The 15,506-nt window shown below is 69.3% G+C and carries 13 protein-coding genes; 5 read left to right on the top strand and 8 right to left on the bottom strand.

The window, feature by feature from the left end; genetic code table 11:
• The first annotated feature begins 8 nt into the window (after window positions 1-8).
• The 4 genes from U9R90_RS07260 to U9R90_RS07245 all read left to right on the top strand — a co-directional run bounded on the left by U9R90_RS07260 (window position 9) and on the right by U9R90_RS07245 (window position 4,269).
• A complete protein-coding gene (locus tag U9R90_RS07260; RefSeq protein WP_411055558.1) occupies window positions 9-989 on the top strand; it encodes an ABC transporter ATP-binding protein in 981 nt (326 codons plus the stop codon).
• Window positions 986-1,834, top strand: coding sequence for an ABC transporter permease (locus U9R90_RS07255; RefSeq protein WP_411055557.1), 849 nt, complete (start codon window positions 986-988; stop codon window positions 1,832-1,834). Before U9R90_RS07260 ends, U9R90_RS07255 begins: the two co-directional genes overlap by 4 nt.
• 400 nt (window positions 1,835-2,234) lie before the next feature.
• A complete protein-coding gene (locus U9R90_RS07250; RefSeq protein ID WP_411057667.1) occupies window positions 2,235-3,752 on the top strand; it encodes a tryptophan halogenase family protein in 1,518 nt (505 codons plus the stop codon).
• Complete coding sequence (locus U9R90_RS07245) at window positions 3,745-4,269, top strand: flavin reductase family protein (RefSeq protein ID WP_411055556.1); 525 nt, start codon at window positions 3,745-3,747, stop codon at window positions 4,267-4,269. Before U9R90_RS07250 ends, U9R90_RS07245 begins: the two co-directional genes overlap by 8 nt.
• On the opposite strand, the gene U9R90_RS07240 is transcribed toward U9R90_RS07245, so the two are convergent.
• From U9R90_RS07240 to U9R90_RS07220, 5 genes are all read right to left on the bottom strand, one after another.
• Window positions 4,230-5,033 (bottom strand): AfsR/SARP family transcriptional regulator, encoded by an 804-nt coding sequence (locus tag U9R90_RS07240; RefSeq protein ID WP_411055555.1) that lies wholly within the window; start codon window positions 5,031-5,033, stop codon window positions 4,230-4,232. The genes U9R90_RS07245 and U9R90_RS07240 overlap by 40 nt on opposite strands.
• A gap of 174 nt (window positions 5,034-5,207) precedes the next feature.
• On the bottom strand, window positions 5,208-6,233 hold the full coding sequence (locus tag U9R90_RS07235; protein WP_411055554.1) for a methyltransferase: 1,026 nt from the start codon (window positions 6,231-6,233) through the stop codon (window positions 5,208-5,210).
• 13 nt (window positions 6,234-6,246) lie between these two features.
• A complete protein-coding gene (locus tag U9R90_RS07230) occupies window positions 6,247-7,440 on the bottom strand; it encodes a cytochrome P450 (protein ID WP_411055553.1) in 1,194 nt (397 codons plus the stop codon).
• A gap of 76 nt (window positions 7,441-7,516) precedes the next feature.
• On the bottom strand, window positions 7,517-8,710 hold the full coding sequence (locus U9R90_RS07225) for a cytochrome P450 (protein WP_411055552.1): 1,194 nt from the start codon (window positions 8,708-8,710) through the stop codon (window positions 7,517-7,519).
• 157 nt (window positions 8,711-8,867) lie between these two features.
• The gene (locus U9R90_RS07220; protein WP_411055551.1) at window positions 8,868-9,518 is read right to left on the bottom strand and encodes an FMN-binding negative transcriptional regulator; all 651 of its coding nucleotides are present in this window, start codon (window positions 9,516-9,518) and stop codon (window positions 8,868-8,870) included.
• A gap of 322 nt (window positions 9,519-9,840) precedes the next feature.
• Here U9R90_RS07220 and ddaH point away from each other — a divergent pair, with 322 nt between their 5' ends.
• Window positions 9,841-10,659, top strand: a complete 819-nt coding sequence (ddaH, locus tag U9R90_RS07215; RefSeq protein ID WP_411055550.1) for a dimethylargininase — start codon at window positions 9,841-9,843, stop codon at window positions 10,657-10,659.
• A gap of 45 nt (window positions 10,660-10,704) precedes the next feature.
• Here ddaH and U9R90_RS07210 read toward each other — a convergent pair whose 3' ends face one another.
• The 3 genes from U9R90_RS07210 to U9R90_RS07200 all read right to left on the bottom strand — a co-directional run bounded on the left by U9R90_RS07210 (window position 10,705) and on the right by U9R90_RS07200 (window position 15,304).
• Window positions 10,705-13,641: a non-ribosomal peptide synthetase gene (locus U9R90_RS07210; RefSeq protein ID WP_411055549.1), complete on the bottom strand. Its 2,937-nt coding sequence runs from the start codon at window positions 13,639-13,641 to the stop codon at window positions 10,705-10,707.
• A 114-nt stretch (window positions 13,642-13,755) separates the two neighbouring features.
• On the bottom strand, window positions 13,756-14,580 hold the full coding sequence (locus U9R90_RS07205) for an SDR family oxidoreductase (protein ID WP_411055548.1): 825 nt from the start codon (window positions 14,578-14,580) through the stop codon (window positions 13,756-13,758).
• Between the two features lie 25 nt (window positions 14,581-14,605).
• Window positions 14,606-15,304, bottom strand: coding sequence for a thioesterase II family protein (locus U9R90_RS07200; protein ID WP_411055547.1), 699 nt, complete (start codon window positions 15,302-15,304; stop codon window positions 14,606-14,608).
• Window positions 15,305-15,506: the final 202 nt, after the last annotated feature.

Below are 15,506 nucleotides of genomic sequence, written 5' to 3'. Positions count from 1 at the left end.
AAACTGCCATGAACACGAGCGACGAGGTCGTGCTCGATGTCGAGGGCCTGCGCATGCGCTATGGCTCCACCGACGTCCTGGACGACGTGACCTTCCAGGTACGGCACGGGGAGGTGATGTGCCTGCTCGGCCCGAACGGCGCCGGAAAGACCACCACGATCGAGATCCTGGAGGGCTTCCGGATGCGGTCGGCCGGGCGGGTCGAGGTGCTGGGCACCGATCCGGCGCACGGCGACGAGCGGTGGCGGGCCCGGGTGGGCGTCGTCCTCCAGTCGTGGCGTGACCACGGCCGCTGGTACGTGCGTGAACTGCTCGCGCATCTCGGGAGTTACTACGCCAGCTACTCCACCCCGGAGGTCAAGCGCCCCTGGGACCCGGACGAACTGGTCGCGGCGGTCGGCCTGACCGATCACGCGCACAAAAAGGTCAGGATGCTCTCCGGAGGGCAGCGGCGCCGGCTGGATGTGGCGGTCGGCATCGCGGGCCGTCCCGAGCTGCTCTATCTCGACGAACCCACCGCCGGCCTCGACCCCGTGGCGCGCCGCGAGTTCCATGAACTCGTCAACACCCTCGCTCACGAGCAGCAGACGACGATCCTGCTCACCACGCACGATCTGCAGGAAGCCGAGAAGCTCGCGGACCGCATCATGATCCTCGACGGTGGTCGGATCATCGGGGACGGTACGGCGAAGGAGCTCGCCCAGCGGATCGCGGGCCAGGACATGGTCCGCTGGTCCCTCCTGGGCGAGCACTTCGAGCAGTCCACCCCCGACGCCACCAAGTTCGTTTACGAACTGTTCCAGCGGCACGGCGAGGCGATCGCCGACCTGGAAGTCCACCGGGCCTCGCTTGAGGACACCTATCTCTCCATGGTGCGGAAGGCCGAATCAGCCCAGCACCACATGGCGAGTGAGACAGGAGCCGAACCGGCGGCCGAGACACCCGCCAAGCCGGCGGCGACGAACGAGCCGGAAGGGGCGGCCCGATGAACCCGACCGCGACAGCCCTGCGCGCGGGCTGGACCCGGGGCCTGATCGAAGTGCGGCAGTCGGTCACCAACGCCGGGGACATCTTCAACCACTTGTTCTGGCCGGTGCTGATGCTGGTCGTCATGTTCTTCATGCGGGACGTGGACTTCGGCAGCAGCGGGTTCATGCTGGGCACCCTCGTGCTCCCCAGCATCCTCGGCATGAACGCCTCGATGGCCATGATCACCATGAGCCAGCAGCTCACCGCCGACCGCGAGGACGGCACGCTGCTGCGGGCCAAGGCGACACCGAACGGGATGGTGGGCTATCTGACCGGAAAGATCCTCTCGGTCTCCGGCTGCCTGATCATCGACCTCGCGATCTTCCTGATCCCGGGTCTGATCATCATCGACGGCCTCTCGATCGGCAGTACGGGCGCCTGGCTGACCCTGGTCTGGGTGCTGGCCCTCGGGCTGATGGCGACCCTGCCGATCGGCGCGGTGCTCGGGTCGGTGTTCACCAGCGCGCGCAGCCAGGGCCTGCTGTTGCTGCCCATCCTCGCCATGATCGGAATCTCCGGCATTTTCTACCCCATCACCTCCATGCCGGACTGGGTGCAGGGCCTGGCCCAGGTGTTCCCGGTCTACTGGCTCGGCCTCGGCATGCGGTCGGCCCTGCTGCCGGACGCCGCGGCCAGCGTCGAGATCGGTGACTCGTGGCGCCATCTGGAGACCGTGGGAGTCCTGGGCCTCTGGGCGCTGGTCGGCCTGCTCCTCGCCCCCGCCGTGCTGCGCCGGATGGCGCGCCGGGAGTCGGGGTCGAGTGTGGCCGAGCGCAGGGAGAAGGCCCTGCAGCGCGTCGGCTGAGCAGATTCCCCGCATGGCCCGGCCATGCGCATACCGACAAGTGGGCCCCGTGGGCCGGCCGGAAGGCCGCCGACGGGGCCCACTTCGTGGTGTCCGGGAAGGGGTCGCACGGCCGCCGTATAGCCGTCGTACGGCTGCCGTATGGCCGTGCTCCACCTTTAGGTCATCGCGGGCAGGGAATTCCAGAATCCAGTATCTCCCGCACGGGCGTGGCCGCGTGGCGACTGTGGGGAATTGATGGCACTTCCGTAGGTGACGGATAGCAGGGCCGCGCAGACTCGTGACCGACGGACGGGGAATCGGCCCCGTGCAGTTGGTCAGTCATGCGAACTGAGGTGCTTACGTGAGCGCGCAGAATCCTGAGAAGGTCGTCATCGTCGGTGGCGGAACGGCGGGTTGGATGACCGCCTCGTACCTGAAGGCGGCATTCGGTGACCGGGTGTCCGTCACCCTCGTCGAGTCCGGAAGTATCGGCACCATTGGTGTCGGCGAAGCCACCTTCAGTGATATCCGGCACTTCTTTGAATTCCTCGACCTGAAGGAAGAGGAATGGATGCCGGCCTGCAACGCCACGTACAAACTGGCCGTCAGGTTCCAGGACTGGCGACGCCCGGGGCACCACTTCTACCACCCGTTCGAGCAGGTGCGGTCGGTCAACGGCTTCCCGCTGACCGACTGGTGGCTGCAGAGCGGGCAGACCGACCGGTTCGACAAGGACTGCTTCGTCATGGCGTCGCTGTGCGACGCCGGAAGCAGCCCGCGGCGGCTGGACGGCACGCTGCTCGGGGACCACACCGCCGGCGGGGCCGACGAACCCATCGGTCTGACGATGTCCGAGCACCAGGGCAAGACACAGTTCCCCTACGCCTACCACTTCGAGGCCGCGCTGCTCGCCAAGTTCCTCACCGGATACTCGGTGGACCGGGGTACGCGGCACATCGTGGACGACGTGGTCGACGTCCGGCTCGACGAGCGCGGGTGGATCGACCACGTCGTGACCAAGGAGCACGGTGAACTCCACGGTGACCTGTTCATCGACTGCACCGGATTCCGCGGACTGTTGCTCAACCGCGCGCTCGAAGTGCCGTTCGTCTCCTATCAGGAGACGCTGCCCAACGACAGCGCGGTGGCGCTCCAGGTGCCGCTGGACATGAAGAAGGAGGGCATACGCCCCTGCACGACCGCGACGGCTCAGGACGCCGGGTGGATTTGGACGATTCCGCTGTTCGGCAGGATCGGCACGGGCTATGTCTACGCCAAGGACTACTGCTCGCCCGAGGAAGCCGAGCGCACGCTGCGTGAATTCGTGGGCCCGGAAGCAGCCGATGTGGAGGCCAACCACATTCGTATGCGGATCGGCCGCAGCCGTGACTCCTGGGTGAACAACTGCGTTGCCGTAGGCCTGTCCAGTGGATTTGTCGAGCCGCTTGAGTCGACCGGCATCTTCTTCATCCACCACGCGATCGAGCAGCTGGTGCAGCACTTCCCCGGAGCCGACTGGAACCCGAAGCTCCGGGACATGTACAACTCCGCCATCGCCAACGTGATGGACGGCGTCCGGGAGTTCCTCGCGCTGCACTACAAGGGCGCGGCGCGCAACGACACCCAGTACTGGAAGGACGCCAAGACCCGGGCCGTTCCCGACGCGCTGGCCGAGCGCCTGGAGCGGTGGCAGGTGCGGCTGCCCGACTCCGAGAACGTGTTCCCGAGCTACCACGGGCTGCCCCCGTACTCGTACAACTGCATCCTGCTGGGCACCGGCGGTATCCAGCCGAGCCCCTCACCCGCGCTGGCCCTGTCCGACGACAAACTCGCCCAGAAGGAGTTCGAGGCCGTCCGGGCCAGGGCGCAGCACATGACCGACACCCTGCCCTCGCACTACGCGTATCTGGCACGGATGCGTGGGCTCGATGACTGACGCCACCGACTCGATCACACGATCGGTCGGCACGGTCACGCGGGACGGGTTCCGGGCCATGATGAGTGGCTTCCCGACCGGCGTGGCGGTCGTGACCGCGACCGATCCACAGGGCCGACCCTGGGGGATGACGTGTTCGTCGCTGTGCAGCGCCACGCTGGACCCGCCGACGCTGCTGGTGTGTCTGCGCGCCGCGAGCCCGACGCTGGCGGCGATCCGGGCCAAGGGCACCTTCGCGGTGAACCTGCTGCACGAGGGCGCTCGGACCACTGCCGAGCTGTTCGCGTCGGGCCGGCAGGACCGCTTCGACCACGTCGGCTGGAGCCTGGACGGTCTGCGCGCGGGCCCGCACCTGTGGGCGGACTCGCACGTCGTCGCGGACTGCAGGGCCGATCGCACCGTGCCGGTCGGCGACCATGTGGCGGTGTTCGCACCGGTCCTGGCCATAGAGCAGAGCGAGGACGGGCTGCCGCTCCTCTACGGCCTGCGCAGGTACAGCGGCTGGCCCGCCGCCTGACAGCACAGGTGCTCGCGGTTGCGCGGCGCGTCAAGGTCGCAGTCCGCCGTCAGGATGGCGTGGTGCACCTCGCGCAGCAGGGCTCCGGGGCCGACCCCGAGCTCCTCCGCGAGCATCTGCCTGCTGCGCTCGTACAGCGCCAGGGCCTCGGCCTGCCGGTCGCACCGGTACAGCGAGGTCATCAGCTGGGCCCGGAAGCGTTCGCGCAGCGGGTACTGGCCCACCAGCCGGGTCAGCTCGGGCAGCACCTGGGCGTGTCTGCCCACCGCGAGGTCCGCCTCGATCCGGCTCTCCAGGGCGGAGATCCGGGCCTCCTCGATCCGTGGCTGCTCCGCGTTGGACAGATACTCGGACACGTCGGCGAGCGTCGGCCCGCGCCACAGGGCCAGCGCGGCGCCGAGCAGACGGCGGGCCTCCTCGTACCGTCCGGCCGCCAGTGCGCCCTGGCCGCGCGCCGCCAGCTCCTCGAACTCGAGGAGGTCGAGCGAGGCCGTGCTGATCTGCATCTGGTAGCCGGGGGAGCGGCGCACGATGCTCGTGCTGCCCACGGTCTTCCGGAGCCGCGAGACGTAGTTGTAGATCTGGGCGCTGTGCGTCCCCGGCGGGCGGGACCCCCACAGCAGAACGGTCAGCTCGTTGTCGGAGAGGAAACCGCTCTCGGTGAGCAGCAGTGCCGCGAGTACGGTCCGCTGCTTCTCCCCGTCCAGCGGAATCGTGGTGCCCTGGTCCCGTACTTCGACCGGCCCCAGAAGGTGGTACTCCATCTCACGACCTCACAGATAACTCGGTCAGGATCACGAAGAGCGAAGAGCGAAGAGCGAAGAGCGAAGAGCGAAGAGCGAAAGCGGCGAGCGATGAGCGATGAGCACAGCGGGACGGCTGGGTCTGGCTCCGCCGTCCCGCTGTGCTCGGACCTCCGGTCCGCTCTCACGGACCTGCTACACGCTGGGCATCCCCTCGATGAGGTGGTAGTCGGGCATGCCGGGTTCGAGCTTCATGCTGACCGTCGAGGTGAGCGTGAAGCCCGCACCCGCCAGCAGCGACCCGAACTCGTCCGCGGTGCGCTCGCGGCCGCCGGTGTAGACGAGGTTGTTGAGGTCGGTCATGCCGTACGTGGCCGAGTCCTGCGGGGAGAGCACCGCGGGCACCACGGTCTCCACCAGGACCACCCGCCCGCCGGGAGCCATGGCCGCACGGCAGTTGCGCAGGATGGCCGTGGCCCGCTCGTCGTCCCAGTCCCGCAGCACATGGCCGAGCAGGTAGACGTCGGCGCCCGGCGGTACGGACGTGAGGACATCTCCGGCGTGTGGCTCGCAGCGCTGGGCGACGCCCGCGGCGGCCAGCGTCGCCATCGCGCGCTCCAGCGCCTGCGGCTGGTCGAGCAGCAGTCCCCGCAGGTCCGATGCGGCGGCCAGGACCGCCCCGAGCAGGGTGCCCTCGTCGCCGCTGAGATCGGCGACCGTGCCGAACCGGGAGAAGTCGAAGGCCTCGGTGATGCCCGCGGTGAGCACCTGGTTGCTCTGGATCTTGGCGATCCGGAACTTCTCGGCGAGCTCGGGATCCCGCACCAGGGTCTCGTGCGGTGTCAGTCCCGTGTCGGGATGCCGGGGAACCTGTCCGCCTCGCATGACCTGGGGCAGCTCGCCCCAGGCCCGCCACAGCTCGGGCATGGCGGACAGCAGGATGTCGTCCCGCAGCGATCCGGGCGCACCGCTGATCAGCTGCCGACCGGACTCGGTGAGGGCGAACCGCTCCGGGTCCTGCTGAGCGACTATGCCGAATCCCACCAGCGCCCGCAGCAGCCGGCGGAGCGCGGCCGGGTCTGCGCCGCTGTGCCGGGCGATGTCGTGGTAGTCGCGCGCGCCGTCCGCGAGCGCGTCGGCGATCCCCAACTCCGCCGCGGTGTAGATGATCTGTGCGGGAATGTAGCCGAAGGACAGCTGTGCCGGGGACTGTTCTTCCATCGTCACGGATTCCTTAACTGGTGTGCATGGGCAGCGAGTTGATGCCGATCATGTCGGCGGTGGGGAAGAAGCCCGGCGGCTTGTCGGGGTCCGTGCGGAGCACGGGGAAGCGGTCCAGGAGCTTGTTCAGCGCGATACGGCCTTCGAGCTGGCTCAGCGCGGCCCCGATGCAGTAGTGGATGCCCCGGCCGAACCCGAAGTGCGGATTCGGGGTGCGGGCACAGTCGTACACCTCCGGATCGGTGAACTGCCGCGGGTCACGGTTGGCCGCGCCGAGCCACAGGAAGACCAACTGGTCCTTGGGGATGTGCTGTCCCGCGATCCGCACGTCCTGGGTGGTGCCCCGGGCCAGGGCCGCCGACGGAGGCAGCATCCGCAGTGCCTCCTCGATGGCGCCGGGTACCAGCGACCGGTCCTCGCGTACCCGCGCGAACTGGTCGGGGTAGGCGTCCAGGCACAGCATCGTGTTGCCGAGCAGCATGGTGGTGGTGATGTGCCCGGTGACGAGCAGGATGTTCGCGACGTTCACGACCTCGTTGTCGGTGAGCCGTTCACCGTCTGCCTCGGCCAGGGCCAGATGGGTGAGCAGGTCGTCCTTGGGGTTGCGGCGCCGGTCGGCGACATGCCCGGCCAGATAGTCGAGGAGGGGCTTGAGCCGCTCTGTCGCGTCCCGCAGATCCTGCTCGCCCTGCTCGCTGCCGTCGAGGAACGAGGCCCCGCTGAAGCCCTCGATGATGTCGTCGGCCCACTTCTTGAACAGGTCGCGGTCGCTGGCCGGGACGCCCAGGAGCTCGGCGATGACGATGACCGGCAGTGGGTACGCCAGGTCGGCGACGAGTTCGAGCTCGGCCTTGCCGTCCATCTCCTCGATCAGACCGTCGACGACCTCGGTGATCCGAGGTTCGAGGCCGGCGATCAGGCGGGGGGTGAAGGCGCGGCTGACCAGGCTGCGGAACGTGCGGTGCCGGGGCGGGTCCATCTGGGACATGTCGCCCTCGCTGAGCGACGGGTCGACGCTGACCGGCATCAGCCGTGCGGTGTTGGATGAGAACGTCTCGGGGGTGCTCAGTATCTCCAGGGTCTCGGGGTAGCCGTAGACGTTCCACAGCCCCTGGGACTCGTCGAACTCGACGGGTGATGCGGGCCGCTGGCCGCGCAGCCAGCGATGGTCCGGGTGGATGTTCCACCGGTCGACGACCGTCGTCATCAGGATCACTCTTCTTCCGGGATGGGCCAGGGCAGGTCCGTGGGTGCTCCTGGCCTGAGGGACTGCGGTACGGGCCTCAGCCGTTCAGGACGGGCAGCCTGGCCACGCCGGTGGCGTCCACCACGTGCCCGAACTTCGGCGGGTCGGCCGGGTCGGTGCGCAGCTCGGGAAGGCGGTCGAGCAGGATGTTCGTCGCGGACCTGGCTTCCAGCCTGGCCAGCCTCCGGCCCATGCAGAAGTGGACACCGCGGCCGAAGCCGAGGTGCGCGTTGGGAGAGCGTCCGGCGTCGAACACGTCCGGGTTGGCGAACTCGCGCTCGTCCCGGTTGGCCGCGCCGCACCACGCCATCACCATCTGGTCCTTGGGGATGAGCTGCCCGGCGACCTCCACCTCGGTGGTGCTCACGCGCATCACTCCGGCGAGCGGGCTGAGGAACCGGAGGGACTCCTCGATCAGCGTGGGGGTGAGGGTCCGGTCCTCGCGTACCCGGGCCGCCTGGTCGGGGAACTCGATCAGGCACAGCGCGGTGTTGCCGATGACCAGCTCGGTCGTGTGGTGTCCGTTGATCAGGATGCGGTTCGCGATGTTGAACACCGCGCCGTCGGAGAGCCGTTCGCCCTCGAACTCCGCGTGGACGAGGTGGCTGAGCAGGTCCTCCCGCGGCTGCCGCCGACGTTCCGCGGCCTGCTCGGCCCAGTAGTCGCGCATCTCCCGGAGCAGTCCGAACTGCTCGTCCATCGCGGCTTCCTGCTCTTTGATGCTCTCGGGCGAATCCAGCTCGCCCGCGTCGTCGAGCAGTGCGTGCATCCACCCCTTGAACAGATCCCGGTCACTCCGTGGGACGCCCAGCAGGTCGGAGATCACCGCCACCGGCAGCGGGTTGGCGAAGTCGGACACCAGGTCGAACCGGTCCCGGCCCGCCAGGTCGTCGATCAGCTCATGGACGATCTCGTCCACCCGGGGCTCCAGTTGGGCCACCAGCTTGGGAGTGAACGCGTAGTCGACCAGCCCCCGCAGCTTGCGGTGCTGCGGCGGGTCCATCTGGGCGAAGTCACCCTCCTTGACCCAGTCCTCGACCGGGACGTCCACCAGACGCCAGCCGTCGTTCGAGAACTTCTGGGGCTGGGTGAGGACCTCGACCACTTCCGGATAGCCGTAGACCATCCACATCTGCAGCTCTTCGTTGTACTCGACAAGTTGCTCCGGCCGCTTTCCGGTCAGCCAGAAATGGTCCGGATGTATATTCCACTGGTCCACGAGCGTAGGCACGGAATATGTCCCTCCTGAAGGGGGCTGGATGTGTGGGGTGTTGAGGTGATTCGCCGCCTCAGTGTTCAAGCGGCGCCTTCCGGCTGTCAAGGTTCGACGGATTGCCGAAGCCGTTTGTCCCGGTGACGGGACACCGCGCCGTGCAGGGGCGGGAAGGTCAGCCCGTCGCGGGAAGTCGGCTCATCATGGCGGCTACCCCGCGCTGATTGCTGGACGGTTGCCCGGCGAACGAGCAGCGCACCCGTTCCCGCGTTTCGTATTCCTGCTCCTGGCTCAGCTTGAACATCCCGTCAGCCTGCGAAACCTCGATACGGAACGCTCCGACGCCAGGCAGGATTCGGTGGAAGTGGTCCATCGAGTGGGACATGTCCCAGCCCGTTCCGAACTCGGCTTCCAGCGCGCGCACCGTGGCCTTCACGACGTCCAGGGTGTCCTCGGCCGCCCCCATCTTGTGCAGGACGCCGCGTACATGAACCGCGGTGAAGTTCCAGGTCGGAGCAGCAGGCGTCTTCTCGTACACGGTCGGCGAGACATAGGCGTGGGGGCCGGTGAAGGTCACCACGACAGGGGTGGTGTCCCCGAGGGCCGACCAGTGCGGATTCGCCCTGTTCATATGCCCCCACAGGGTGGCGCCGGGCAACTCGGCGGGTTGTTCCAGCAGTGTCGGGTCGAGGATGACGGGCACATGCGTCGCGTACGGCGCGTTTCCGTCGGCACCATTACTGACCAGCTGGGCCAGCGGGTTCTTGCGGACCAGGTCGACTATCCATGATCCTTCTGGTTCACGGTACTGGTCGGGAACAAACATGTGTGGCTCCTATCTCGGAGTTCACGGGTTCACGGGTTCACGGAGTTTCACAGGTTCACGGGGAAACCTTGAACCGGCTTCACCCAAGGGTGACTCGGCGTGCAGACAATAGTTCGCCCTACCGGCCCGCGGCCACCCTTTTGCCGGGCGCGGGAAGTTCGGAATTCACGCCCGCCCGTAAAGTCGCGCGGGATGGTATGTTCGGCGCTCCGCGGCGCGGTCATAAACCCCCATGCCGCATGCGGAAAAGCGGAACGCCGTCGAATTCACGACCGCGTTATCCGGAACGCGCCGTCCGCTCACCCACCATGACTGGAGTGCCATGAACGTTCGTCGCCAGCGGCTGCGCCGCTACCTGATGTGCCGGCCCAGCCACTTCGACGTCACGTACGCCATCAACCCGTGGATGGACCCCTCCAAGCCGGTCGACCCCGAGCTGGCCGTCGCCCAGTGGGAGCGACTGTGCTCGCTGTACCGGGAGTTGGGGCACCAGGTCGAGCTCATCGACCCCGTGCCAGGTCTCCCGGACATGGTGTACGCGGCCAACGGGGCGACCGTCGTGGACGGCAAGGTGCTCGGTGCCCGCTTCCGCAACGCCGAGCGGTACGCCGAAGGCCCCGCGTACCTCGAATGGTTCCGCGCCCACGGCTTCACCGAGCTGCACGCCCCCGAGCACATCAACGAGGGCGAGGGCGACTTCCTCGTCACCGGCAGCTGGGTGCTGGCCGGGCGCGGCTTCCGCAGCAGCCCCGAAGGCCACGCCGAGGCACAGGAGTTCTTCGGCCGCCCCGTGATCAGCCTCGAACTGACCGACCCCCGCTACTACCACCTCGACACCGCACTCGCGGTCCTCGACACGGACGAGGTGATGTACCACCCGCAGGCCTTCTCGCCGGGCAGCCGGGCCGTCCTGGAGCGGCTCTTCCCCGACGCGGTGCTCGCCGCGCCGCAGGACGCCGCCGCGTTCGGCCTCAACGCGGTCAGCGACGGTCTGCACGTCATCCTGCCCGAGGCCGCCACCGGCCTCGCCGACCAGCTGCGGGAGCGCGGCTTCATACCCAAGGGCCTGGATCTGTCGGAGCTGCTCAAGGGGGGCGGCAGCGTGAAGTGCTGCACCCTCGAACTGCGTGCGTCTGCCTGACGGCTGACGGATCGGGGTAGTCCGGGCCGCATGGCGCCTCCGGCTTCACGACGTGCGCTCTTCGACCAGGCCGATGAACTGGCCCGCGGTCGAGTGGGCGTAGAAGTCGCGAGGCGTCACCTGGGGCAGGCCGCGTTCGCGCATCTCCGCGAGGACACGGACCACCAGCAGGGAGTTCCCGCCCCGCTCGAAGAAGTTGTCCTCGACGGTCACCTCGGACTTCAGGCAGTGGCTCCAGATGTCGAGGATGTCGTCGGCGAGGCCTCCCGAAGGCCCGGAGACGGGCCTCGGCTCTCCGGGCGTGCGCTCCGCGGCCGTTGGGGGAGGCAGCCGGGTGAGGTCCGGTTTCCCGTTGTCCGTCAGCGGCACCGCGGCGATCTCGGTGAGCGTGGCGGGCGTCATGTAGTCGGGCAGGATGCGCCGGGCGTTGTCGAGGACCCGCGGGGCGACCGGGCCGGGCGCGGAGAGCGCCGGAACGACGTACGCGTCGATCCGGCTGCTCGCGGGATCGCCCGGTATCGCCTCGTTGACGACCACGACGGCCGCGCTGACGCCAGGATCGTCCATCAGTACGGAGCGGATCTCGCCCAGCTCGATCCGATGCCCGCGGATCTTGACCTGGCTGTCGAGGCGGCCCAGGTGGTCGAGGGAACCGTCGGGGTGCAGCCGCCCCTTGTCGCCGCTGCGATAGAGACGTACTCCGGTGTCCTGGTCGACGATGAACCGCTGCGCCGTCAACTCCGCCTGGCCGAGGTACCGGTCCGCCACCCCCGCCCCGCCGACGTAGATCTCCCCGGCCGCGCCGGGCGGAAGCACGCGCCCCTGGGCGTCCCGCACGGACACCGACCAGCCCGGCAGTGCACGGCCCACCGATCGGGAACCCGCCACGACATCCGCAGGGGTGAGGGTGCGCGCGGTCACATGCACGGTGGTCTCGGTGATGCCGAACATGTTCACCACCCGGCATCGGGAGGGCGAGTGCCGGGCGAACCACGGCCCCAGCACCGCCACGTCGAGCGGCTCGCCGCCGAACACCAGGAGGCGCACCGGCATGTCGCCCCGCTCCTGCTGGTCGGTGCGCATCAGCTGGGCGAAGGCCGACGGAGTCTGGTTGAGCACGGTGACGCCGTGCTCCGCAAGCAGCCGGTAGAAGGCGTGGGTGTCCCGGGCCACCCAGTAGGAGACGACGACCAGCCGGCCGCCGGTCAGCAGACAGCCCCAGATCTCCCAGACCGAGAAGTCGAAGGCGCTGGAGTGGAAGAGCGTCCACACGTCGTCGGGCCCCAGACCGAAGTCCGTGGACGTGGCGTCCAGCAGGGCGGCCACGTTTCGGTGCGGAACGACGACACCCTTGGGGCGGCCCGTCGAGCCCGATGTGTAGATCACGTACGCGTCGTCGTCCGCGCTCGCGGCCGCGGCGCCCGCGTCGGCGGTGCCCTCGGCGTCGTCGGCCGCGGTCAGTTCGTCGGGGCGTACGACCCGGACGCCCGGGACCGCGGGGAACTCCGCCGCACCTCCGATGACCAGCGGCAGCTGAGCGCTCGCGGCGATGTAACGGAGCCGGTCCGCAGGGTAGTTGACGTCCATCGGCACATAGGCTCCGCCCGCCTTAAGGACGCCAAGCAGAGACACCACCAGGGAGGCGTCGCGGTCCAGGAACACCCCGACCCTGCTCCCGCGCGCGATGCCGAGCGCCCGCAGCCCGGCCGCGATCCGCTCCGCCCGCTCATCGAGTTGGCGGTACGTCAGTTCGCCGGTGTCGTCCACGAGGGCCACGGCGTCCGGGCGGCGGCGGGCGACCTCGGCGAAGAGCTCGTCGATCCGCCTGGCCGGTGCTGCCCGCTGGGCCCCCTGCCCCAGACGCAGGATCCGCTCGGTCTCCTCCGTGCCGATGAACGGGACCTGCGACAGCGGGACTTGGGAGTGCGGGTCTTGGGAGTGCGGGACCTGCGCGTCCTCCTGCGCGAACCGTGCGGCGAGCCGTTCGACGGACGCGCAGAACAGCCCCGCCACGCGCGGCGCGACCACGCCTTCGTCGAACCAGCACGACCCCGTGAACGTGCCGTCGGGCCGCTCGGTCGACAGGACGGTGAGCGGGAAGAGCGGCGTCTGGCACGGCACATACGTACGGTCATCCGCTGCCGGGCCGAGCACGACACCGACCGCGGGCAGCTCGGCACCGGCCTCGACGGGGGCCACGGCGTCGAGGCGCGCGAGCAGACCCGCGGGCGCCTCGACGTCCACGACATCCGCCATCCGCACGACTTCCGCCCGCGGGGCGTCGTGCGTCGCGTCGAATCGCCCGACCGCGACCGTCGGATCACCGCTGTACCTGGCCAGGGTGAGCGCCACGGCCGCCAGCAGCCACCGTCCGTTGGCTCCCGGGCCACCGGGCAGGACCAGCGGGAGGGCGCTGACCAGACCCGTACGGCGTGCGTCCCCCAGCCCCCAGTCGGCCGTGGCCCGCGAGGCCGATGGCCGTACCGCCCCGGTGCGCCGCGCCGGAACCGCGGCATCCCGAACCGCCCCGGGGCCGTACACCAGCAGGTCGGCGACCGCGTCCAGGGCGGTGCGCGAGACCCGCGACCGCTCGGCGACGAGCACCAGATCCGCCGCGCCGTCGGTGTATCGCAGCAGGACCGCACGCAGCGGGGCCCGGCCGTCGCCCACCGGCCGCAGGGCCTCCCGCCGCGCCCGTTCCCGCGCGGCCGGAGCCTCGTAGGGCTCCGGCACCGCCGTCTCCCAGAGCCGTATCTCCCCCAACGCGGGCCAGCGCCAGGCGGTCTCGGCCAGCCGGCGCCGGATCTCCGCGGTGTCGTCGGGCCGGGGGATGCGCACCATCAGACCGTGGCACTCGCGGCCCCGCGCGGACAGGCGCTCGGCGGACGGCGGCGCGAGGTGTCCCGGCTCGGCCGGGTACACCGGGTGCGGCGGCCCGCCTCCGGCAGCTGCGGGGGGCGGGTTCTTCGCGGCTGTCGCCATCGTGCGGGCCTCCTGAGCGCCCCTGTCCCTCGCGTCACGCGGCAGGGGCTCGTGGGTGGTGGTCGGTCAAGCTGCTCGGGGGACGGAAGGCGGCGGGAGAGCGGGCCGGGCCGCCTACCGGCTGGTGAATCCGCCGTCGACGGTGAGTACCGTGCCGGTCACCTGCCGGGAGTCGTCGCCGGCCAGCCACAGGGCGGCCCCGGCGATGCTGGAGGTCTCGACGAGCGCGTTCATCGGCTGGTCCCGCAGGAAGACCTCTTCGTGCTCGTCGACCGGTACGTCGAGCGCACGGGCGATCTCCCCGAGCATCCGTCCCTCGACCAGCGGGTTGTCGCGCACCGAGCCGGGACACAGCGCGTTGACGCGGACCTGGAACGGCGCGTAGTCGAGTGCCGCGGCCTTCGTCAGGCCGATGAGGCCGTGCTTGGCCGTCACATATCCGCTGAAGTCGCGGTAGCCCACGAGCCCGGCGGTGGACGCGACGTTGATGATGCTCCCGGCCCGCCGCTCGATCATCGAAGGCGCCACGGCCTTGATCATCCGCCAGGTGCCGTTGAGATTGGTGTCCTGCATGAGCAGCCAGTCCGGCTCGCTGATCTCGTGCACGGGCAGGCCCGAAGGCGCGGCGATCCCCGCGTTGTTGACAAGGACGTCGACCGCGTCGAAGCGGTGCAGCGCCTCCTGCACCGCCGCAGCGGTCTGCGCCAGGTCGCGCACGTCGACCGCGCGGGCGACGACGGAACTCCCGTGCTGTTCACACAGCTTCGCGGTGTGCTCCAACTGGCTCTGGCTGCCGAGCGGATACCCGACGCCCTCGATGTCGCGGCCGATGTCGAGCAGCAGCAGATCGGCGCCCTCGCGTGCGAACCTGACGGCGCACTCGCGGCCCAGTCCGCGTGCCGCTCCCGTGATCACGGCTGTCCTGCCCTTGAGTTGCATGCCCGCGGTCTCCGTTCGAGGTCCTTCAGCGTCCGGCGATGGTGCGCAACAGCTCGTCGGGCGAATCGACGAGGTACATATGGCCGCCCGGCAGTTCCGTGTACCGGAACTCCGCGCGGGTGGTGGGCTGCCACTGGCGTGCGTGCTCGCGGGAGACCAGGGCGTCGTCCGTGCCGCGCAGCGCGGTGACCGGCGCCGGCAGCGGCTCGTCCGACGACGGCTTGTAGTTCTCGTGCATCGCGACGTCGGCCCGGAGCACGGGCAGCAGCAGCTCGCGCAGGTCCGGGTTGTCGAACGCCTCGTGCCGGTACCCGGCGAACTCCTGCACCCGCTCCAGGAACTCCTCGTCACTGAGCCCGGTCGCCCTGGCATCGCGTCCGTGCCACGGCCCCGGTGAGCCACTGACGTAGACGTGGGCCAGGCCCGGATGGCCGAGCCGGTCCAGTTCATGCGCGATCTCGTAGGCCAGTACGGCGCCGAGGCTGTGGCCGAACAACGCGAACCGGCCCGCCCCGGCGGTGAGGTCGACGACCTTGGGTGCGAGCAGCGCGGCCGCCTCTCCCGCGTCGGTGAGGGGTTCCTCCAGGAACAGCTCCTCACGTCCCGGCAGTTGCACCGGCAGGACCGTAAGGCCGTGTGTCGGCACTTCCGCCCAGGCGCGGTAGAAACCGGCGCCGCTGCCGGCGAAAGGCAGGCACACCAATGACAGGGACTCTGGCGACATAGGTTCCTCGTTCTTTATCGGACTGCCGGCTGCGGCCTCGGAACTCCGTATGGTGCCGAGGCCAGAAGAACGATGACGAAAACGGCGGCCGGTCGATACCGGAGAGCGGTCAAGCATGTCGGACCGCGTAGGCGCTGTTTTGTCCGGAGGTTATCCGAGGCAGGGAATCCTGTGCAATCAGCCGCCGACTGGTCGCCAGACT

This window comes from Streptomyces sp. E11-3 (assembly GCF_046540415.1).
Classification (GTDB): domain Bacteria; phylum Actinomycetota; class Actinomycetes; order Streptomycetales; family Streptomycetaceae; genus Streptomyces.
Note: the sequence above shows the minus strand (reverse complement) of the source record. Positions and strands in the feature narration are given on the sequence as shown.

Bases quoted from the DNA above. Each gene is read 5' to 3' on its own strand.
- U9R90_RS07200 (WP_411055547.1), bottom strand. From the start codon at position 15,304: ATGTCGCCAGAGTCCCTGTCATTGGTGTGCCTGCCTTTCGCCGGCAGC.
- U9R90_RS07255 (WP_411055557.1), top strand. From the start codon at position 986: ATGAACCCGACCGCGACAGCCCTGCGCGCGGGCTGGACCCGGGGCCTG.
- U9R90_RS07260 (WP_411055558.1), top strand. From the start codon at position 9: ATGAACACGAGCGACGAGGTCGTGCTCGATGTCGAGGGCCTGCGCATG.
- U9R90_RS07240 (WP_411055555.1), bottom strand. From the start codon at position 5,033: ATGGAGTACCACCTTCTGGGGCCGGTCGAAGTACGGGACCAGGGCACC.
- U9R90_RS07235 (WP_411055554.1), bottom strand. From the start codon at position 6,233: ATGGAAGAACAGTCCCCGGCACAGCTGTCCTTCGGCTACATTCCCGCA.
- U9R90_RS07250 (WP_411057667.1), top strand. From the start codon at position 2,235: ATGACCGCCTCGTACCTGAAGGCGGCATTCGGTGACCGGGTGTCCGTC.
- U9R90_RS07230 (WP_411055553.1), bottom strand. From the start codon at position 7,440: ATGACGACGGTCGTCGACCGGTGGAACATCCACCCGGACCATCGCTGG.
- U9R90_RS07245 (WP_411055556.1), top strand. From the start codon at position 3,745: ATGACTGACGCCACCGACTCGATCACACGATCGGTCGGCACGGTCACG.
- U9R90_RS07210 (WP_411055549.1), bottom strand. From the start codon at position 13,641: ATGGCGACAGCCGCGAAGAACCCGCCCCCCGCAGCTGCCGGAGGCGGG.
- ddaH (WP_411055550.1), top strand. From the start codon at position 9,841: ATGAACGTTCGTCGCCAGCGGCTGCGCCGCTACCTGATGTGCCGGCCC.
- U9R90_RS07220 (WP_411055551.1), bottom strand. From the start codon at position 9,518: ATGTTTGTTCCCGACCAGTACCGTGAACCAGAAGGATCATGGATAGTC.
- U9R90_RS07205 (WP_411055548.1), bottom strand. From the start codon at position 14,580: ATGCAACTCAAGGGCAGGACAGCCGTGATCACGGGAGCGGCACGCGGA.